The 19,633-nt window shown below is 56.9% G+C and carries 17 protein-coding genes; 13 read left to right on the top strand and 4 right to left on the bottom strand.

Annotated elements, in window-relative coordinates; genetic code table 11:
• Positions 1 to 103 precede the first annotated feature (103 nt).
• From pdhA to G502_RS0102050, 6 genes are all read left to right on the top strand, one after another.
• Positions 104 to 1,267: a pyruvate dehydrogenase (acetyl-transferring) E1 component subunit alpha gene (pdhA, locus tag G502_RS18230; protein WP_022726990.1), complete on the top strand. Its 1,164-nt coding sequence runs from the start codon at positions 104 to 106 to the stop codon at positions 1,265 to 1,267.
• Between the two features lie 53 nt (positions 1,268 to 1,320).
• Entirely contained in the window at positions 1,321 to 2,724 is a 1,404-nt protein-coding gene (locus G502_RS0102030; protein ID WP_022726991.1) for a pyruvate dehydrogenase complex E1 component subunit beta, read from the top strand.
• 27 nt (positions 2,725 to 2,751) lie between these two features.
• Complete coding sequence (locus tag G502_RS0102035) at positions 2,752 to 4,119, top strand: pyruvate dehydrogenase complex dihydrolipoamide acetyltransferase (protein WP_022726992.1); 1,368 nt, start codon at positions 2,752 to 2,754, stop codon at positions 4,117 to 4,119.
• Positions 4,120 to 4,137: 18 nt separating this feature from the next.
• Entirely contained in the window at positions 4,138 to 5,538 is a 1,401-nt protein-coding gene (lpdA, locus tag G502_RS0102040; RefSeq protein ID WP_022726993.1) for a dihydrolipoyl dehydrogenase, read from the top strand.
• A gap of 4 nt (positions 5,539 to 5,542) precedes the next feature.
• Complete coding sequence (lipA, locus tag G502_RS0102045; protein WP_022726994.1) at positions 5,543 to 6,499, top strand: lipoyl synthase; 957 nt, start codon at positions 5,543 to 5,545, stop codon at positions 6,497 to 6,499.
• Between the two features lie 109 nt (positions 6,500 to 6,608).
• On the top strand, positions 6,609 to 7,049 hold the full coding sequence (locus G502_RS0102050) for a type II toxin-antitoxin system RatA family toxin (protein WP_022726995.1): 441 nt from the start codon (positions 6,609 to 6,611) through the stop codon (positions 7,047 to 7,049).
• A gap of 9 nt (positions 7,050 to 7,058) precedes the next feature.
• Here the strand turns inward: G502_RS0102050 and G502_RS0102055 are convergent, their stop codons facing one another.
• The 4 genes from G502_RS0102055 to G502_RS0102070 are packed head-to-tail and all read right to left on the bottom strand — an operon-like array spanning position 7,059 to position 9,936.
• Entirely contained in the window at positions 7,059 to 7,790 is a 732-nt protein-coding gene (locus G502_RS0102055) for a CPBP family intramembrane glutamic endopeptidase (RefSeq protein ID WP_022726996.1), read from the bottom strand.
• Positions 7,787 to 8,284, bottom strand: a complete 498-nt coding sequence (locus G502_RS0102060) for a CinA family protein (protein ID WP_022726997.1) — start codon at positions 8,282 to 8,284, stop codon at positions 7,787 to 7,789. Before G502_RS0102060 ends, G502_RS0102055 begins: the two co-directional genes overlap by 4 nt.
• 6 nt (positions 8,285 to 8,290) lie before the next feature.
• Entirely contained in the window at positions 8,291 to 8,770 is a 480-nt protein-coding gene (locus tag G502_RS0102065) for a phosphatidylglycerophosphatase A family protein (protein WP_245560696.1), read from the bottom strand.
• Positions 8,771 to 8,775: 5 nt separating this feature from the next.
• Entirely contained in the window at positions 8,776 to 9,936 is a 1,161-nt protein-coding gene (locus G502_RS0102070; RefSeq protein ID WP_022726999.1) for a bifunctional 2-C-methyl-D-erythritol 4-phosphate cytidylyltransferase/2-C-methyl-D-erythritol 2,4-cyclodiphosphate synthase, read from the bottom strand.
• An 80-nt stretch (positions 9,937 to 10,016) separates the two neighbouring features.
• Here G502_RS0102070 and ccsA point away from each other — a divergent pair, with 80 nt between their 5' ends.
• The 7 genes from ccsA (at position 10,017) to trkA (ending at position 19,617) form a co-directional block, all read left to right on the top strand.
• Positions 10,017 to 10,820: a cytochrome c biogenesis protein CcsA gene (gene ccsA, locus G502_RS0102075; protein WP_026988965.1), complete on the top strand. Its 804-nt coding sequence runs from the start codon at positions 10,017 to 10,019 to the stop codon at positions 10,818 to 10,820.
• Between the two features lie 91 nt (positions 10,821 to 10,911).
• Positions 10,912 to 11,898, top strand: a complete 987-nt coding sequence (gene dusB / locus G502_RS0102080; protein ID WP_022727001.1) for a tRNA dihydrouridine synthase DusB — start codon at positions 10,912 to 10,914, stop codon at positions 11,896 to 11,898.
• Complete coding sequence (locus tag G502_RS0102085) at positions 11,898 to 13,016, top strand: two-component system sensor histidine kinase NtrB (RefSeq protein WP_022727002.1); 1,119 nt, start codon at positions 11,898 to 11,900, stop codon at positions 13,014 to 13,016. Before dusB ends, G502_RS0102085 begins: the two co-directional genes overlap by 1 nt.
• A complete protein-coding gene (gene ntrC / locus G502_RS0102090; protein ID WP_022727003.1) occupies positions 13,013 to 14,455 on the top strand; it encodes a nitrogen regulation protein NR(I) in 1,443 nt (480 codons plus the stop codon). The genes G502_RS0102085 and ntrC overlap by 4 nt, the downstream gene beginning before the upstream one ends.
• A 61-nt stretch (positions 14,456 to 14,516) precedes the next feature.
• Positions 14,517 to 16,820, top strand: a complete 2,304-nt coding sequence (locus G502_RS18235) for a sensor histidine kinase NtrY-like (protein ID WP_022727004.1) — start codon at positions 14,517 to 14,519, stop codon at positions 16,818 to 16,820.
• 1 nt (position 16,821) lies between these two features.
• Positions 16,822 to 18,207 carry a nitrogen assimilation response regulator NtrX gene (gene ntrX / locus G502_RS0102100; RefSeq protein WP_022727005.1) on the top strand — a complete coding sequence of 462 codons (1,386 nt, stop codon included), beginning with the start codon at positions 16,822 to 16,824 and terminating at the stop codon, positions 18,205 to 18,207.
• Positions 18,208 to 18,240: 33 nt separating this feature from the next.
• Positions 18,241 to 19,617: a Trk system potassium transporter TrkA gene (trkA, locus tag G502_RS0102105; protein ID WP_022727006.1), complete on the top strand. Its 1,377-nt coding sequence runs from the start codon at positions 18,241 to 18,243 to the stop codon at positions 19,615 to 19,617.
• The last annotated feature ends 16 nt before the right edge of the window (positions 19,618 to 19,633 follow it).

Raw genomic sequence — 19,633 nt, forward strand, 5'->3', positions numbered from 1 at the left:
TGGCTTGATGAATAACTTGCCTCTGGCAATCTTTCGCCCTACCTTGGTTTGAAAGTGTCTTGAAAGACAGACCCTGACAAAAGGCGACCAAGGGGAAACGCAAATGGCCACCCGCGCATCACAAGGGCGTAAAACATCGACGTCCGCTTCCTCCTCTGATTCGGGAAGCAAGAGCAGCAAGAGTTCCCAGAGCAAATCTCCCCGGAAGAAAACGACAACGGCTCGCAGCTCCCAGACTCGTAGCTCCCAGAAGGGCGGTGTTTCACGCCAGGCCGGACTCGCGAAGAAGGAAAGCAAGGAGAGTCTGCTGAATCTCTATGAAGAGATGCTCCTGATCCGCCGTTTCGAGGAAAAGGCGGGGCAGATGTACGGAATGGGCCTGATTGGAGGCTTCTGTCATCTCTACATCGGCCAGGAAGCCGTGGTTGTTGGCATGCAGGCTGCCCAGGGCGATGAAGACGCTGTCGTGACCTCTTACCGCGATCATGGTCACATGCTTGCGACCGGAATGGATCCAAAGGGCGTGATGGCCGAGTTGACAGGCCGTCGTACCGGTTACTCCAAGGGCAAGGGCGGCTCGATGCACATGTTCAGCCGCAACAAGAAGTTCTATGGCGGACATGGCATTGTCGGTGCCCAGGTTCCGATCGGAACCGGCATAGGATTTGCCATGAATTATGCTGGAGAGGACGGTGTCTGTGTAACCTATCTTGGCGACGGTGCCCTCAATCAGGGACAGGTCTATGAATCCTTCAACATGGCTGCTCTCTGGAAAATTCCGGTCGTCTACGTGATCGAGAACAACAAGTACGGCATGGGAACTTCCATCGAACGCTCTTCAGCCAAGTCCACTGAACTCTACAATCGGGGACAGGCCTACGGCATTCCGGGTGTTCAGGTGGACGGAATGGATGTGCTTGCCGTCAAGGCAGCCAGCGACAAGGTCCTGGAACACGTCCGCTCCGGAAAGGGCCCCTACATAATGGAGATGCTGACCTATCGCTATCGTGGGCATTCCATGTCCGATCCAGCAAAATACCGGTCCAAGGAAGAAGTCCAGAGGATGCGCACGGAGCAGGATCCCATCGAGAGGCTGCGTACGGTCATGCTTCAGGACGAGATCGTTTCGGAGGCCGACCTCAAGGAGATCGACAAGAAGGTCAAGGAGGTCGTCGGCGAGGCTGCCGAATTCGCCCAGAACAGTGAGGAGCCCGATCCCTCAGAGCTTTGGACGGATGTCTATATCGAAGCTGTAGCGGCTGAATAAACAGGAACGCGGCCGCTGACAGCGGCCCGGCAGAGCATTTCCGGAGCGATAACATGCCCACAGAGATTCTGATGCCAGCACTTTCCCCGACCATGACGGAAGGCAAGCTGGCCAAATGGCTCAAGAAAGAAGGTGACGAGGTTTCAGCCGGCGATGTCCTGGCGGAAATCGAGACCGACAAGGCGACCATGGAGGTCGAAGCCGTCGATGAAGGAACACTTGGCAAGATCCTTGTTGCCGAAGGCACGGATAACGTTGCAGTGAATGAAGTCATTGCACTGCTGCTGGATGAGGGCGAGGACAAGTCTGCACTTGAGCAGGCAACAGCAGGTGGTGCTGACAAGCAAAAGGGCGGGGATGACAAGCCTGCAGCGCAGGAGCCTGATTCCTCGGATGAGGACGCTGACCAAAAGGTACCGGCACAGCCCCGGAAGGAGGAGGCGCCGGCCGCGGAACCCGAGTGGGACGGCCCAACAGAAAAGCAGACGGTTCGTGAAGCCTTGCGCGATGCCATGGCCGAGGAGATGCGTCAGGATGATCGCGTTTTCCTGCTCGGTGAGGAAATTGCTGAGTATGAAGGTGCCTACAAGGTCACCCAAAACCTGTTGGCTGAGTTCGGACCCAAACGGGTGATCGACACGCCGATTACCGAGCATGGCTTCACCGGCCTTGGTGTTGGTGCAGCCATGTATGGCATGCGTCCAGTCATCGAGTTCATGACTTTCAATTTTGCCATGCAGGCCATGGACCAGATCATCAACTCGGCAGCCAAGACGCTCTACATGTCTGGAGGCCAGATCGAAAACCCGGTCGTGTTCCGAGGTCCCAACGGTGCGGCATCGCGCGTGGCCGCCCAGCATTCCCAGTGCTATGCCAGTTGGTACGCTCACATACCTGGACTGAAAGTGGTCTCGCCCTGGTCGGCCGGGGATGCCAAGGGCCTGTTGAAGTCCGCAATCCGTGACCCCAATCCCGTCGTTTTCCTGGAGAATGAAATTCTCTATGGCCAATCCTTCGAGGTGCCGAAGAGCGACGATTGGACCGTTCCGATTGGCAAGGCCAAGGTGGTGCGCGAAGGCAGCGATGTCACGATCGTCGCCTTTTCGATCATGGTCGGCCGGGCGCTGGAGGCTGCAGAGCGCTTGTCGGAGGAAGAAGGGCTGGAGGCTGAAGTCATTGACCTCCGGACGTTAAGGCCTCTGGACACGCAAACCATCGTGAAGTCCGTGCAGAAGACAAATCGCATAGTGTCGGCCGAAGAGGGATGGCCGGTTGCGGGTATGGGCTCGGAGGTCGCTGCCATAATGATGGAAGAGGCCTTCGACTGGCTGGATGCACCTGTCGTCAGGGTAACAGGTGCGGACGTGCCGCTGCCCTATGCTGCAAATCTCGAGAAACTGGCCCTGCCGCAATCCGGAGTTATCTTCGATGCGGCAAAGGGTGTGTGCTATCGCTGATAACGGGCCGGAAGGGAAGACCAGGAAATGCCTACGAACATACTGATGCCGGCGCTGTCACCGACAATGACGGAAGGTACGCTTGCCAAGTGGCACAAGAAGGAAGGGGATGAGGTTTCGGCAGGCGATGTGCTTGCCGAGATCGAGACCGACAAGGCGACCATGGAGGTCGAAGCCGTCGATGAAGGCACCTTGGGCAAGATCCTGGTGCAGGATGGCACAGAGAATGTTGCCGTAAACGATGTTATCGCCATCCTTCTGGATGAGGGTGAGGATCAATCGGCCCTGGAAGGTGCCGTCAAGGAGGCCCAACAGGGGGGTGGACAGGAACCGGCCAAGGAAGAACAGGCGAAGGAAGAGAAGAAGGACAGCTCCACGGCCAAAGCCGAGGATGACCAGAGTTCGGCCAAGCAGGCTCCGGAAGCCGCTTCCAAGAAGAGAACGAATCAGGAAAAAGGTGCCGATAAGGGCGGCCGGATCTTTGCCAGTCCCTTGGCGCGGCGCATGGCTGAACAGTCGGGACTTGATCTGGCGCAACTCAAGGGTTCCGGACCCAATGGGCGGATCGTCAAGGCTGATATCGAAAAGGCGCTGGAAACCGGTGCTGGGAAAGCAGAGGCTGCACCCGCACGGGAAGCTGCTGCACCGACCGCTGCAGCACCTGCTGCAGCTGCGGGGCCGGGCGCCAAGGAAATGGCGGACATGCTTGGCCTATCCTACCAGCAGGAAGCGCTTTCAGGCATGCGCAAGACGATTGCGCGCCGCTTGACGGAATCCAAGCAGACGGTACCGCATTTCTACCTGACCATAGATTGCGAACTGGATGCCTTGCTGAAGGTCCGCAAGGAGCTGAACGAGAAGAACGAAGACGGGAAAATTTCGGTCAACGACTTCGTCATCCGTGCGGTTGCTCTGGCCTTGCAGAAGGTCCCTGCGGCCAATGCCTCCTATGACGAGTCCGGTATGCTCTATTATGATCATGCCGACATTTCCATGGCGGTGGCCACACCCGCCGGATTGATCACGCCGATCATCAAGAATGCCGGGGGCAAGGGACTTTCGACCATTGCCCGCGAAGCGAAGGAATTGGCTCAGAAGGCCCGCGACAACAAGTTGAAACCCGAAGAATACCAGGGTGGCACCTTCTCGATTTCCAACCTGGGCATGTACGGGGTCAAGCATTTCGATGCCGTTATCAATCCGCCACAGGGCTGTATTCTGGCCATAGGCGCCGGCGAGCAGCGTCCAGTGGTCAAGGATGGTGCGCTTGCCATCGCGACGGTCATGAGCTGCACGCTTTCCGTGGACCACCGCGCCGTCGATGGTGCCGTGGGGGCGGAGTTCCTGGCCGCCTTCAAGAAGCTGATCGAAGACCCCATGACAATGCTGCTATAAGGCAGAAAGGATAAAGCCGTGGCGGAGAATTCATACGACCTGATCGTCATAGGCAGTGGGCCGGGTGGATATGTTGCTGCTATTCGCGCTGCCCAGCTTGGCATGAAGGCGGCCGTGGTAGAGCGTGAACACTTGGGTGGCATCTGCCTGAATTGGGGCTGCATTCCCACCAAAGCGCTTCTACGAACCTCGGAACTCTATGGGCACATGAACCATGCCGGAGATTTCGGGCTGTCGGCTGACAAGGTTGGGTTTGATCTTGCAAAAGTCGTCAAACGCTCTCGCGATGTTTCCAAGCAGCTCAACAGCGGCGTCGGGCATCTGCTCAATAAGAACAAGGTTACCGTCATAGACGGTGAAGGTCAGCTGGCCGGGAATGGCAAGATCGATGTCAGCAAGGACGGCAAGAAGGTAGGGGACTATCAGGCCAAGCACATCCTCCTGGCAACCGGCGCGCGTCCCAGAGTTCTTCCCGGTATTGAACCTGATAAGAAGCTGATCTGGACCTATTTCGAAGCCATGGTTCCCGAGACCATGCCGAAATCCCTTCTTGTCGTCGGCTCCGGCGCGATCGGCATTGAGTTTGCCAGCTTCTATCGCACCATGGGCGCAGAGGTAACCGTGGTCGAGGTGCTGCCCGAAATCCTTCCGGTGGAGGATAAGGAGATATCCGCCTTCGCGCGCAAGCAGCTTGAGAAGCAAGGCATCAAGTTCCTGACCAGTGCGAAGGTGACGAAAGCGGACAAAGGCAAGAACGATGTGACCTGTACCGTCGAGGACGAAAAGGGCAAGTCTCAGAAGATCAAGGTGGACCGCGTGATCTCTGCTGCCGGTGTTCAGGGCAATATCGAGAACCTCGGTCTCGACAACACCAAGGTCAAGACGGATCGCGGATTGATCAAGACGGATGGCTATGGGGCCACCGACGAGCCGGGTGTCTATGCCATAGGTGATGTGGCAGGGCCTCCAATGTTGGCACACAAGGCCAGCCATGAAGGCGTCATCTGTGTCGAGAAGATCGCGGGTAACAATCCACACCCCATGGACAAGAACCTCATTCCCGGCTGCACCTATTGCCAGCCGCAAATCGCCAGTGTCGGCTTGACCGAGGAACAAGCCAAGGAGGCCGGGCACGAGACCAAGATTGGCCATTTTCCTTTTATCGGCAACGGCAAGGCCATTGCCCTCGGCGAAACAGAGGGTATGGTGAAAACCGTCTTCGATGCGAAGACGGGTCAGTTGCTGGGTGCTCACATGGTGGGGGCCGAAGTTACAGAACTGATCCAGGGATACGTAGTTGCCATGAACCTGGAAACGACGGAGCAGGAACTGATGCACAGCATTTTCCCGCATCCAACGCTTTCCGAAATGATGCACGAGAGTGTGCTTGACGCTTACGGTCAAGCCATCCACTTCTAGAGCCATGTCTGAATTGGAAACCAAATCCCGCGAACGTCACCCCGAGAAGGCGCATAAGCCGGATAATCCGGTGCAAAGACGCAAGCCTGAATGGCTGCGCGTCAAAGCGCCAACCTCCAAGGCATACAACGAAACGCGTCAGATCGTCCGTGAACACAAGCTGACCACCGTCTGTGAAGAAGCGGCCTGCCCGAACATCGGGGAATGCTGGGCAAAGAAACATGCCACCATGATGATCATGGGCGAAATCTGTACGCGTGCCTGCAGTTTCTGCAACATCGCGACCGGCCGACCCGACAATCTGAATCCGCTTGAACCCTTCAATGTTGCAGCGGCCGTGAAGAAGCTGGGTCTCGAGCATGTCGTGATCACATCCGTGGACAGGGACGATCTGGAGGATGGTGGTGCCCAGCATTTCGCAGACACCATTCAGGCCATTCGTGAGGCTTCTCCAGGCACGACAATCGAGATTCTGACTCCTGATTTCCGTCGCAAGGACGATGCCCTGGAAGTTGTCGTTGCGGCCAAGCCTGACGTTTTCAACCACAACTTGGAAACGGTCCCGCGGCTCTATACGGAAGTCCGGCCAGGTGCGCGCTACTTCCATTCCATCCGCCTGCTGGACAAGGTAAAACAGATTGACCCTTCGATGTTTACCAAGTCCGGCATCATGGTCGGTTTGGGTGAGGGGCGCGATGAAGTTCTTCAGGTCATGGATGATCTGCGCTCAGCAGAGGTGGACTTCCTGACCATTGGTCAGTACCTGCAACCGACGGCAAAGCATCATCCGATTGATCGCTTTGTTACGCCTGATGAATTCGCCGAGTACGAACGTCGTGCCTACAACAAGGGTTTCCTGTTGGTTTCGGCGTCGCCTCTGACACGCAGTTCCTATCATGCCGATGAAGATTTCCAGCGTTTGCGGAAAGCACGAGAGGAACGTCTTGCGCTTTCTGCCTAGCCCGGAGTCGAAGCCCCCGATGCAGTATGCCCGGTAATGCTGGGCTTGGCCCCGATCCCTGTATTTCCGAGCTGTTCCCTGAACCCTGATTGACCCGGATTGCGCCTTCATGCCCGTTCATGCGGAAAAAAGGAAAGTGCCTTACACGCCGCGTCAGCTGTTTGATCTGGTGGCGGATGTAAAAAGCTATCCGGAATTTTTGCCTTGGTGCCTGGCTTCACGGGTCAAGTCGCAGGAAGGCAACGTCATCTATGCCGATCTGGTGATTGGTTTCAAAATGCTGCGCGAACGTTTTACCAGCCGCGTGGAACTGCACGAAGAAGATGCAGAAAACCTGACGATCGATGTCAGTTATGTGGAAGGCCCCTTCAAGTACCTGAACAATCACTGGAAGTTTATTCCCGATGAAGAGGGTTGCCTGATCGATTTCTATGTGGACTTCGAATTTCGTTCTCGCCTGCTCCAGCGGGTCATGCAGCCGCTGTTCAACGAGGCCGTCCGCAGGATGGTCGCCGCATTCGAGGGACGGGCGAAAGAACTTTACGGCTGATAGGCCTATCTAGGCAGCACCGCTGAACAAGGCCGAGTACAGCAGTCCCAACATGATGCAATTGAATGCACTGTGCATGACAACGGCAGGCCATAGGGAACCACTCTTCTCGTAGATCCAGGCCAACATGAGGCCGACCACGAAGAGGGCAGGGATCAGAATGGCTATTCCGTGCAGCATGGAGAAGAGGCCTGCGCTGACAGCCATCGAAACCCATTGCCCATAGCGTGTTCTCAGCCAGCCATAGAAGAACCCTCGAAAGACGACCTCTTCGACGATGGGCGCGACCAGTCCGGCAGCGACCAGGGTCAGCAGAATCGAGCCTACACTCAACTGACCTGGGTTGAGAAGGTCCATTTGCGGATTATCCAGAGGTGCGCCCTTGAAGCTGCTGACAATGATGTTCACGACCGCAACAGCTGGAATCGCTGCGATGGCCAGCAAAACGCCACGGAGAATCCAACTCTGATCGCTGGGAACAAAACCAAGGGCTTTCAGGGACAGCCCGCGGCGAAGGATAATGACCAGGAACAGGATCAGCAGGATGATCAGGGACTGCAACAGGAAGCCAACCAGCACCAATTGAAGTTGTGATCCCGTCGATTCCGGAAGGGCTCTGAAACCTTGAGAAAAAGTCTGCAACAACCAGGGCAGGACAAATCGGACGCTTGCCAGGACAGCGATCAGAAATAGCAGCGTGTCCGCCAGTGTGACCCTGTAAAGCTCGTGATATCCCTTCATGCCTGAGCGATCGATTCCTGAAGCAGTGACAGTGCATGCCTCAGGCTCGCATGTCGGACGGCATGACGGTTCCCCGGAAACACCTGATGCATCGCCCATGTCTGCAGCTGGCTTCCCGCCAGAGCGAAGTGAACCAAGCCCACCGGCTTTTCAGTGCTACCGCCTCCAGGTCCAGCGATTCCCGTAATCGATATGGCCCGCTGTGCATTGGGGCTTTTGTCCAAGGCTCCTTCTGCCATTGCGACGGCGGTTTCGTAACTGACGGCTCCGAAACTCTCGATTACCTCCGGGGGCACGCCCAACAAACGTTCCTTTGCGGCGTTGGAATAGACAATCAAGCCACAGTCGACGACATCGGATGACCCGGAAGCTTCCGTCAAGAGACCCCCCAACAGTCCGCCTGTACAAGATTCGGCTGTCGTGATGCGAATTCCCTGAGTTCGGCAGTCATCCAATAGCTTTGCGGCTGCCGTCAGAAGGTCATTGTCGAACATGGGGTATCATCCAATTGCCAGCATTAGAAGTAGGCAGGCAATAAAGCTGTATCCACCCGCAAAGAGGTCGTCTGTCATGACACCAAGACTTCCAGGAAGGTCTCGATCCGCCCAACTGGCCGGCCATGGCTTGGCGATGTCGAAAAAGCGGAAGAACAGAAACGCCGCTGGATATAGTTCCCAGTAGGTGGCAACCGGTATCAGAGCCAGCCACTGGCCGGCCACCTCGTCTATGACCACTTCCTTGGGATCGTGACGTCCCGTGTCCCGAATATAGAGTCCCGAAGCCCAGAACCCCAGTACGGTAAGAAGCAGGGTGCCCACGAGCAGCCCCGGCCAGCCCAGAAACCAAGCCAGTAGGGCTGCGGGGGGAAGGGCGGCAAGCGCCCCCCAGGTCCCTGGAGCCGGGCGCAGCAGTCCCGCTCCAAACCAGAGAGCCAGGCAGTGGGCCGTGCGATGGCGCAACTGGTTGTTCAAAGGAGTCACGTCTTTCATGCCAAAGCTGGAAGTTCGAGGGTTACGATTGCTTGAGCGGCAATTCCCTCCTTGCGCCCCGTGAAGCCGAGCTTCTCGGTTGTCGTTGCTTTCACGCCAATACGTGATTCGGATATGTTGAGCAGACGGGAGAGATTGGCACGCATTCTGTCTCTGTGAGGGCCGATTTTGGGTGTTTCACAGATGAGTGTCAGGTCCAGGTTAATCAAGCGTCCCTTGCGTTGCTTTAGGTGTTGGTCGGCCTCCTGAAGAAACAGCGCGGAGTCTGCAGAGCGCCAGCGTGGATCATCGGGTGGGAAGTGGCTTCCGATATCACCGTCACCCAGGGCACCGAAAATAGCATCTGTTACGGCATGAAGGGCAACATCCGCATCGGAATGTCCAACTAGCCCGGAATCGTGCGGAATGCTGCAGCCGCAAAGAACCACAGCCGTACCTGGACCAAAGCGATGAACATCGAATCCAAATCCGGTTCGTGTCTCGCTGCCTGACTTGGCCATCTTTTCCGCTCGTTGCAGGTCATCAGGAAGGGTGATCTTGAAGTTGTCCGGATCTCCCCGGACTGAAGTCACTTTCAGTCCGGCTGCATCTGCAACGGCAGCATCGTCTGTCAGGTTGCTTGAGTCACACGTGCTGTGCGCAGCAACAATCTCCGCATACTGGAAGCCCTGCGGTGTCTGGGCGGCAACAAGTTCTGTTCGCTCCGGTCCCGATGACAACTCGTTCGTCGAACTGCGCCGCTTCAGGGTGTCCGCGACCGGCACAACAGGAATACAGCCTGCGTGGTGGTCCAGGCCGCTCAAGACGCGTTCGATCAGAGACCCTGATACGAAAGGACGTGCTGCATCGTGAATGAGCACGATGTCGGGTTCAAGATCACGCAAGGCCTCAAGTCCGGCTCGAACCGAATCCTGACGCGTTCTCCCGCCCGCTATGGCGGGGCGCAGTGATAAGCCCTGGCTGGCCTTTTCATAAAGGTCCTGATGGTCTGGATTAATGACGACCTGGATTTGCGCGGTTCCAGGGTGTTCAGTAAAGCAACGCAGTGTATGTGTCAGGACCAAGGCGTCACCGAGCGGCAGGTACTGTTTCGGTCTTTCCTGGGACAGCCTTTCTCCGCGTCCAGCGGCGACGACAAGAACGGCGATCTTGGGCATTTCAGACTTAGCCACTTTCGATGACCCAATTCGATCGCGGGCTGTCGCTCTGGCCTCTGAATGATGTATGAATGGCAATCATGTCGAATCTGTCATTGATCTCTTCTGTTGCAGTCCTCTCACTGCTGCCAGTCACATTACTATCGTGGCGCAGGGGGCAGCAGGAGAACTCCCTGCTGTTCCTCGTCTTGTTGCTCGCCGCCTTCAGCGCGGTAACGTGCTATCTGATCCTTCGCGTATCGGATGGCTGGGATAGCGGCTTTTCTTTTACTCTTTGGGTTTCGGTTGCGTCGAGTCTTCTCGTATACCTATTGCTCTGCATCTGTCGGAGGGAAGCGGAACAACTGGCGGTTCTGCTACTGCCTTATCTGTTGGGCCTTGCCCTGCTCGCACTCTTGATCGACCAGGTCAGCACTGCTTCTGCCTATTCGGCAAATCTGGAAAGTTGGTTACTGGTTCATATCATTGGCGCATTGGGAGCTTATGCCTTTGCTACTCTGGCGGCTGTTTCCGCTTTGGCGGTTTTCCTGCAGGAACGCGGGTTGAAGAAGAAGCAGGCCGGGACACTATCTGGTCGGCTTCCAGCCCTGGCTGAAGCCGAGTGGCTTGAACGGCGCCTTCTTGTAGTTGGCGAAGTGGTGCTGGGCCTTAGCATACTCAGCGGCATGGCCTTGCAATACATTCATGGGGGCTACCTGCTGGACTCGAATCACAAGACGCTTTTCTCGCTCGCAGCATTCGCCTTGATCGCAATCGTGATTTACCTGCAATGGTATGCTGGTCTCCGAGGGCGCCGCGCCGGCCGTTGGGTCCTGTTGGGGTACCTTCTGTTGAGCTTGGCTTATCCAGGGGTGAAGTTTGTGACGGGAGTGCTGCTGGTCTGAGTTCCTGGAACTCAGAATCATCTGTACAGGACCCGATTGAATGCCTATCAATTCGCACAGAATTTAGGCACAGGACAAGATTGCCTATCCAATGAGCATTTCCATAGACAAGATCACTATTCAGGACCCGGTTTTTCTGGCGCCCATGTCTGGAATATCCGACCAGCCTTTCAGACAACTGGTTCGTCAGTGGGGCTGTGGCCTGGTTTTCTCGGAAATGATCGCCAGCGAGGCCATGATCCGCCAGACCCGTCAGTCAATGAAGATGGCCACGGGGTGCGACGAGGAAAGCCCGATGGCGGTTCAGCTGGCCGGATGCGACCCGTCGACAATGGCAGAGGCAGCGCGCCTGAACCAGGATCGGGGCGCTGCCCTGGTCGACATCAACTTCGGATGTCCTGTCAAGAAAGTGGTGAACAAGCTGGCGGGCTCGGCGCTGATGCGCGATGAGAAGCTGGCGGGGGACATACTGTCAGCTGTTGTGGAAGCCGTGAATGTGCCGGTGACCCTCAAGATGCGGCTGGGCTGGGATGACGATAATCGCAATGCACCAAACCTGGCGCGCATCGCCGAATCCTGTGGCATCAAGTTGATAACAGTTCATGGACGGACACGCTGCCAGCTCTATAACGGCGAAGCAGACTGGCAGGCCGTAAGAGAGGTGGTGCGCGCCACTCGGCTGCCGGTGATCGTGAACGGGGACATCGCCAGTCCTGAGGACGCGCGCGTTGCCATGGACAAATCCGGGGCACAGGGAGTCATGGTTGGCCGCGCCACCTGCGGCCGCCCCTGGCTCATCAGCCAGATCCAGGACTACCTGCGGACAGGAAGCTATGGAAATGAACCCGATCTTGGCATGAGACGGGACTCCCTTATGACGCACTACGATGCCCTTCTGTCCCACTACGGCCAGAAGCAGGGTGTGCGCATTGCACGCAAGCATATCGCATGGTCCCTTCATGGCCTGCGCGGCGCCAACAGCTGCCGCGAGCGGATCAACAAGATATCAGACCCTTCCCAGGTCCATACAGAGATCCACCAGCTCTTTGCGGACAATATGGAAGCGATTGCGGCTTGATGACTGAAAGCACGAAGGTTCAGATCAGCCCCGATACCGGGAAATTGGATTCCTCGGCCGTTCTCAGTGCGCTCGCGCTTCCGGTTCTCGTCCTGGAGCCAGATAATCGCGTGGCTTCACTGAACCTGGCTGCTGAACAATTGCTGGCCACCTCGGCCGCAGTTCTGACGGGCCAGCCGATCACCTCGGTTCTGCCCTCGGATAGCCCCTTGCTCAGTCTGGCCGAGCAGGTTCGTAATCGAGGCTATTCCGTTTCCGAAACCGATATAACACTGGAATCGCCACGGATCGGCTCGCACCTGGTTGCGGCGGAACTATCCCCTATCCCCGAAAAGCCGGGTGCAATTGCGGTCTGCCTGTCGGTAAGGTCCATGGCCCGTCGCATGGAGGATCAGCAGGTTCACCGCAATGCAGCGCGATCCGTGACCGCCATGGCCGCCATGTTGGCGCATGAAGTAAAGAATCCTCTGTCCGGTATCCGAGGTGCGGCACAGTTACTGGAGACTTCGGTTGCAGAAGAAGACCGGGAGTTGACACGTCTCATCTGCGAGGAATCGGATCGGATTGTTGGCCTCGTGGATCGTATGGAGATGTTCTCCAGCCAGAAACCGATCGAGCGCAAGCCCGTGAACATTCATGAAGTGCTGGGGCACGTCCGACGCCTGGCCGAAAACGGATTTGCGCATCAGGTTCGTTTTGTCGAAAGGTACGATCCGTCGCTCCCTCCGGTTCTCGGGAACAGGGACCTGCTTATCCAGGCCCTTCTGAACCTGGTCAAAAATGCCGCCGAAGCTGCAGATCCTGCGGCGCCTGAAATACAGTTGCGCACAGGTTATCAACAGGGCGTCAGATTGGCACTTCCCGGTGGCGAGGCACGCGTGGACCTGCCCTTGATGGTAGGGGTGCAGGACAATGGTCCAGGAATATCCGAAGATATGAAATCAAGCCTGTTCGACCCATTTGTGACCAGCAAGCCAGGCGGCAAGGGATTGGGTTTGGCCTTGGTGGCAAAGATTGTTGATGACCACGGCGGCATGATCGAAGTCGATAGCGAACAGAGGCGAACCTTGTTTCGCATGATGCTGCCCATGGCCGATGCACAGGAGCCCGCCTCATGACCAAGGCAACGGTGCTGGTCGCGGACGATGATCGTGCCATCAGGACAGTCATTACACAGGCACTGGGCCGGGAAGGCTATGAGGTCCGCACAACCGGTACGGCCGCATCCCTGTGGCAGTGGGTCCAGGCGGGCGAGGGCGATCTGGTCATTACCGATGTTATCATGCCGGATGAAAATGGCCTGGATCTTATTCCCAGGATCAAGAAACTCAGGCCTGACCTGCGCATTCTGGTTATGAGTGCGCAGAAAACCCTGCTGACTGCAGTCAAGGCCACTGAAAGAGGGGCTTTCGAATATCTTCCGAAACCGTTTGATCTGCGAGAACTGATACAGGTTGTCGATCGCGCACTGACAGAACCACGAGCGGCATCTGCACTGTCAGAAGAGAGTGGCCAGGCCGAGGAAGACTTGCCGCTTATCGGCCGTTCTCCAGCCATGCAGGAAGTCTATCGCGTTGTCGCCCGTCTGATGAGCACGGACCTGACCGCGATGATCTATGGCGAATCCGGGACCGGCAAGGAATTGGTTGCGCGCGCCTTGCATGACTATGGAAAGCGCAGTCATGCGTCTTTTGTGCCGGTCAATATGGCTGCAATACCCAGGGAGCTGATTGAAAGTGAGCTTTTCGGCCACGAGAAGGGCGCCTTCACCGGAGCAACCACGCGCTCTGCCGGCCGTTTCGAGCAGGCTTCGGGGGGCACGTTGTTCCTGGACGAGATCGGGGACATGCCCCTTGAGGCACAGACCCGCTTGTTGCGAGTCCTGCAGGAGGGTGAGTACACGACAGTGGGCGGGCGCACCGCCATTCGTGCCAATGTACGAATCATTGCAGCGACCCACCGCGATTTACGGCAGATGGTTCGAGGCGGCCTGTTTCGGGATGACCTGTTCTATCGTTTGAATGTTGTTCCCATACGCCTGCCGCCGCTTCGTGAACGCAGGGAGGATATTCCCGAACTTGTCCATCACTTCATGCAGGAAGCGGAAAGACAGGGCCTGGCCGCCAAGGCGATCGAGGCGGAGGGCATGGAGCTTCTCAAGTCCCACAAGTGGCCGGGCAATGTGCGGGAGCTTGAGAATTTCGTCAGCCGACTGATGGCACTTTATAGCCAGGATGTGATAACCGCCGAGATCGTACGCGACGAACTCAGTGAATTGGCCGTGTCCGAAAATACACAGCCTGCGACATCCAAATCACTCGGTGGTGTCGTTGAACAGGTGCTACGGGACTATTTCGATGCCCATGCCGAGGAGTTGCCGGCTTCGGGTCTTTATGATCGTGTACTGCGTGAGATCGAAAGGCCTTTGATAGAACTGACACTGGACGCAACGCGCGGCAATCAGATCAAGGCGGCAAAGGTTCTAGGACTGAACCGGAATACACTGCGCAAGAAGATCAGCGATCTCGAGATCGAGATCGTCAAGGGGGCGAAATAGACTGTTGCTTCACTGCAACAATTGCTTGAAGGCATCCGCTTATATGGCTTAAGGATGCTGTATGGACGAATCCGATTCCCTGCCTGAGGAAAAGCGCAAGCTTCCGGCCCGCCTGTATCAGGGCTTCAGGGCCTGGGCACGTCGTCATGGCCTGGAGCGCAAGCTATCGATAATCCTGCTGGTCGCGGCCGTGCTGAGCGGCATCGCGACCTTTGCTGCGATGACCGGGCGGTTGCCCGGGGCAGGGGATCCGCGCAGCATCCTGCTCCTGCTTGTCCTCGACCTTGTTTTCCTGGTTTTTCTGGGAGTTCTGATCATACGCCGCCTGGTCCAGCTTTGGGTCCAGCGCAGGCGTGCGGTTGCAGGTGCGCGGCTGCATTCGCGACTGGTGGGCCTTTTTGCCCTGGTTGCCGTCCTGCCCAGCATGATCATTGTGATCTTTGCCGTCCTGCTTTTCGAGTTTGGCTTGCAGTCCTGGTTCAGTGATCGTGTCAGCACAGCAATCCGGGAATCCCTGCAGGTTGCCCAAGCCTATGAAGAAGAGCACAAGCGGAACATCATGTCTGATGTTCAGGCCATGGCGAGCGATCTGAACCGATCGGGGCGCATGCTGTCCATGGACCCAAATCAGTTTGCCCAGTTCGTGGCCAACCAGGCGGCTGTACGCTCGCTGACAGAGGCAACCGTCTTCCAGCCCTCGGGCCGGATCATGGCCCAGGTCGGGGTGGGATCCCTGTTCCAGGTCAAACCCGACGTTCCTGAATCGGCATTCCAGAGAGCAAGCGAAGCCCGTGCCGTCATCCTGACCGATGAGAATGACAATCGTGTCCGCGCGCTCATCAAGCTGGACATCTATGTTGACACCTACCTCTTGATCGGACGGCTGATAGACCCTGAGGTTCTTGCGCACCTGGAGAAGACTTCCACAGCCGTTCAGCTCTACGAACAGCTGGAAGGCGAGCGTGCAGGCCTTCTTGTGACCTTCGCGCTGATCTTCTTTATCGTCGCCATCCTGCTGCTCTTGGCTGCGGCCTGGGTGGGACTGGCTTTTGCCGATCGCTTGAGCAAGCCAATCGGACATTTGATCTTGGCGGCGGACAAGGTGGGCGCCGGTGACCTGAGTGCACGCGTGGACCGTTTCGATCCCGATGATGAGGTTGGCTCACTGGCCATGGCCTTCAATCGCATGGCATCTGAGCTCCAGCACCAGCAGGAAGAGCTCCTCAAGGCAAACTGGCAGATCGAGGCGCGTCGGCGCTTCATTGAGACGGTCCTGTCCGGTGTGTCGGCGGGTGTGATCGGCTTGGACCGGCATCACCGCGTAACCGTGGCCAACCGTTCAGCCTGCGAGCTGTTGTCGCTTAGTGAAACTCAACTGCATGGCCGCCGCCTGAGCAATCTGTCCCGGGATGTCCGTTTCCTGATCGACCTTGCCAGCCGGCGTCCTGGCAAGGTGCATGAACGGCAGGTAACCCTGACGCGTCGGGATGGCTACAGCCGGACCTTTCTTGTCCGCATCGCGGCCGAACAGGATGACGAAAATATCATCGGTTATGTGGTGACGTTCGATGACATCTCTGAGTTGCTGTCGGCTCAACGAAAGGCGGCCTGGGCCGATGTGGCGCGCCGAATTGCGCATGAAATCAAGAACCCGTTGACACCGATCCAGCTGTCTGCAGAACGCCTCAAGCGCAAATACCTGAAGCAGATCGATCAGGATCCCGAGACCTTCAACGCCTGCATCGAGACCATTGTGCGTCAGGTCGGTGATATCGGACACATGGTGGATGAGTTTTCTTCCTTCGCCAGGATGCCAACACCGGCCATGGCCGAACATGATCTGCGGCAGCTGATTCAGGAGGCAATCAATCTCTACAAGGCATCCGGCAGCGAAATCGAGATTGCAACAGAACTTCCCCAGGAACCGGCCGGCTGTCAGGTTGATCCAGCACAGGTGCGCCAGGTCCTGACCAACCTGATCAAGAACGCTTCCGAATCCATTGTCGAACGACAGCAGCAGAATCGGGAGGATGGCCGAGAGGATATTGAACCTGGGCGCATAGAGATCACACTTGGTGGTGAGAACGAGCACTGGGTGATAACGATTGCCGACAATGGGCGCGGTCTGCCGGCAAGCCAGCGAGAACGACTGACCGAGCCTTATGTCACCACGCGTGATGGTGGCACGGGGCTTGGTTTGGCAATCGTGAAGAAGATCTTGGAGGATCACGGGGGAGATATCGCCCTGAGCGACCGTGAGGGGGGAGGTGCCCTGATCAGGCTGCAACTCCCGAAACCAGAGCAAGGACGGGGCCAGGCGCTCCACTCGACTGATCCGTCATCGGATAACTTGGCAAGGATGTGACATGGCTCACGATATTCTGATCGTCGATGATGAAGCTGACATTCGCCTTCTGATCGAAGGCGTCCTGCAGGACGAGGGCTATGAGACCCGCAGCGTGGCAGAGAGTGACGCGGCACTGGAGTCGCTCCGCACACGCCGCCCACATCTTGTTATCCTTGATATCTGGCTGCAGAACTCTCGCATGGATGGCTTGGAATTGCTGGAGGCGATCGAACGAGAGCACAGCGGTGTTCCAGTCGTCATGATCAGTGGCCACGGCACGATCGAGACGGCTGTCAAGGCCATCAAGATCGGTGCCTACGACTTCATCGAAAAGCCCTTCAAGGCCGATCGCCTGCTACTCATTGTGGAGCGCGCAATAGAGGCTTCACGCTTGCGGCGTGAAAATGAGGAATTGCGTCTGCGCGGGGTGCCGGAAACGGAATTGATCGGCAAGAGCTCGGCGATCAACCAGCTACGCCAGTCCGTTCAGAAGGTCGCTCCCACCGGAAGCCGAGTCCTGGTTACAGGTGCTGCCGGAACAGGAAAGGAAGTCGTGGCCCGCCAGCTTCATGCCAATTCACGCCGTGCCAATGGGCCATTCATTGTGCTGAATTGCGCGACCATGCATCCGGACCGAATGGAAAGCGAGCTTTTCGGTCAGGAAGGCGAGAGTATAGGGGAAGGCAGTGCCAACAAGGTTGGTACGTTTGAACGCGCACATGGCGGAACCCTGTTTCTTGACGAGGTTGCCGATATGCCTCTCGAAACCCAGGGCAAGATCGTTCGCGTCCTTCAGGAGCAGACCTTTGAAAGAGTCGGTGGCAGCCGCCGGGTAGAGGTGGACGTGCGTGTGATTGCCTCGACCAATCGTGATCTCTCGGAATTGATCGGGGAAGGTCGCTTTCGCGAAGATCTTTATTATCGATTGAACGTGGTGCCGCTGAAGGTCCCTTCACTTCGCGAGCGCAGGGAGGACATACCGCATCTAAGCAGCTACTTCATGTCGCGGACCTCGGACAATTCAGGACTGCCCGTACGAGAAATCAGTGAAGATGCCATGGCCATGCTTCAGACCTATGATTGGCCGGGAAATGTCAGGCAGTTGCGAAACATGATAGACTGGTTGCTGATCATGGCGCCCGGCAGTGCATCGGAGCCAATTGCAGCCGACATGCTGCCATCTGAAATCACCTCAAAATCCTCTGCCGTGTTGTCCGGTGCGAGCAACAGCGATATTCTCGCGCTGCCTTTGCGTCAGGCGCGTGAGAAATTTGAAAAACAGTACCTGGAAGCGCAAATCAATCGGTTTAGCGGCAACATCTCGCGCACTGCATCCTTCGTCGGGATGGAACGCTCGGCACTGCATCGCAAGCTTCGGCTTCTGGGCATCAATCCCGAGCGCTAGCGACTTGAACCGGCATAATGAAGGGGTTCGCCCATGAAAGTGATTGTCTGTGGCGCCGGCCAGGTTGGTTTCAATATCGCGCGCTATTTGGCAAGCGAGAATGCGGATGTGACGATAATCGACCAGTCTCCGCAGCTGATTCAGAAGATCAGTGATCTTCTTGATGTGAGTGGGGTGGTTGGCTTCGCGTCGCATCCCGATGTCCTCGAGAAGGCTGGGGCGCGGGATGCCGACATGATCGTGGCCGTCACTTATGCCGATGAAGTGAACATGGTGGCCTGCCAGATCGGCCATTCCCTGTTCGAGATTCCGACGAAGATTGCCCGCATCAGGCACCAGAGCTACCTGAACCCTGTCTGGTCGGACCTGTTTTCGACGGACAATCTGCCAATCGATGTCATCATTTCGCCGGAGCTTGAGGTGGCCAAGGCCATTGAGCGGCGTTTGAGAGTTCCCGGCGCCTTCGACGCACTTTCCATGCTGAAGGACAAAATCAGTCTGATTGGTGTCCATGTGCGCGATGAAACGCCGATCATCAATACGCCGTTGCGCCAGCTGACCGAACTCTTCCCGGAACTGCATATTCTGATTCTGGCGATTCATCGCAATGGCAGCGTGATTGTGGCGGGAGGCGACGATCAGCTTCAGCCCGGCGACGATGTCTACTTCGTCTGCCATAATGACCATCTCGACCGGGCAATGATGAGTTTTGGATATGAAGAAAAGGAAGCGCGGCGTGTCGTCCTGATCGGTGGCGGCAATATCGGCCTGAACCTGGCTCAGCGTGTTGAGGACAAGCACCGTCAGGTACAGTTGAAGCTGATTGAAATCGACAAGGGCAGGGCAGAACGCGTTGCGCAAAGCCTCTCCCGTTCTGTCGTCATCCACGGCGATGCCGTGGAGCTGGACATACTGAACGAAAGCAATATCAGCACAGCGGAAACCGTGATTGCCGTTTCGAACGAGGACGAGGTCAATATTCTGGCCTCACTTCTGGCCAAGAAACAGGGCTGCCACCGGGCCATAACGCTGATCAATTCCAGCTCTTATAACCAGTTGGTCAGCGGTCTTGGTATCGACACCATTGTCAGTCCGCGTGCCATCACGGTGTCCACGATTCTTCAGCATGTTCGCCGGGGCCGGATTCGCTCGGCCTATTCGCTTTCCGACGGTGTCGGTGAAGTTCTGGAAGCCGAGGTTCTGGAGACCTCGGCGCTGACAAATCAAGCTTTGCGCGATGCGCCGCTTCCGGATGGTGTTGTGATTGGTGCCATCTTACGCAATAAAGAAGTCATCATTCCGCGGGGCAAGACGGTCATAAAAGCAGGCGACCTCGTCGTGCTCTTTGCCAAGCCGGCCGCCGTGAAGAAGGTTGAACGTCTCTTCTCCGTGAAGCTCGAATTCTTCTGAGCCCTCCGGGGAACCA

Source organism: Fodinicurvata sediminis DSM 21159 (genome assembly GCF_000420625.1).
GTDB lineage: Bacteria > Pseudomonadota > Alphaproteobacteria > Kiloniellales > DSM-21159 > Fodinicurvata > Fodinicurvata sediminis.

What these genes read in the sequence shown, in the direction of transcription:
- ntrX (WP_022727005.1), top strand. Translation starts at nt 16,822, where the DNA reads ATGGCTCACGATATTCTGATCGTCGATGATGAAGCTGACATTCGCCTT.
- G502_RS0102085 (WP_022727002.1), top strand. Translation starts at nt 11,898, where the DNA reads ATGACTGAAAGCACGAAGGTTCAGATCAGCCCCGATACCGGGAAATTG.
- pdhA (WP_022726990.1), top strand. Translation starts at nt 104, where the DNA reads ATGGCCACCCGCGCATCACAAGGGCGTAAAACATCGACGTCCGCTTCC.
- G502_RS18235 (WP_022727004.1), top strand. Translation starts at nt 14,517, where the DNA reads ATGGACGAATCCGATTCCCTGCCTGAGGAAAAGCGCAAGCTTCCGGCC.
- G502_RS0102030 (WP_022726991.1), top strand. Translation starts at nt 1,321, where the DNA reads ATGCCCACAGAGATTCTGATGCCAGCACTTTCCCCGACCATGACGGAA.
- G502_RS0102055 (WP_022726996.1), bottom strand. Translation starts at nt 7,790, where the DNA reads ATGAAGGGATATCACGAGCTTTACAGGGTCACACTGGCGGACACGCTG.
- G502_RS0102035 (WP_022726992.1), top strand. Translation starts at nt 2,752, where the DNA reads ATGCCTACGAACATACTGATGCCGGCGCTGTCACCGACAATGACGGAA.
- G502_RS0102060 (WP_022726997.1), bottom strand. Translation starts at nt 8,284, where the DNA reads ATGTTCGACAATGACCTTCTGACGGCAGCCGCAAAGCTATTGGATGAC.
- lipA (WP_022726994.1), top strand. Translation starts at nt 5,543, where the DNA reads ATGTCTGAATTGGAAACCAAATCCCGCGAACGTCACCCCGAGAAGGCG.
- G502_RS0102050 (WP_022726995.1), top strand. Translation starts at nt 6,609, where the DNA reads ATGCCCGTTCATGCGGAAAAAAGGAAAGTGCCTTACACGCCGCGTCAG.
- G502_RS0102070 (WP_022726999.1), bottom strand. Translation starts at nt 9,936, where the DNA reads ATGCCCAAGATCGCCGTTCTTGTCGTCGCCGCTGGACGCGGAGAAAGG.
- ntrC (WP_022727003.1), top strand. Translation starts at nt 13,013, where the DNA reads ATGACCAAGGCAACGGTGCTGGTCGCGGACGATGATCGTGCCATCAGG.
- dusB (WP_022727001.1), top strand. Translation starts at nt 10,912, where the DNA reads ATGAGCATTTCCATAGACAAGATCACTATTCAGGACCCGGTTTTTCTG.
- trkA (WP_022727006.1), top strand. Translation starts at nt 18,241, where the DNA reads ATGAAAGTGATTGTCTGTGGCGCCGGCCAGGTTGGTTTCAATATCGCG.
- ccsA (WP_026988965.1), top strand. Translation starts at nt 10,017, where the DNA reads ATGTCGAATCTGTCATTGATCTCTTCTGTTGCAGTCCTCTCACTGCTG.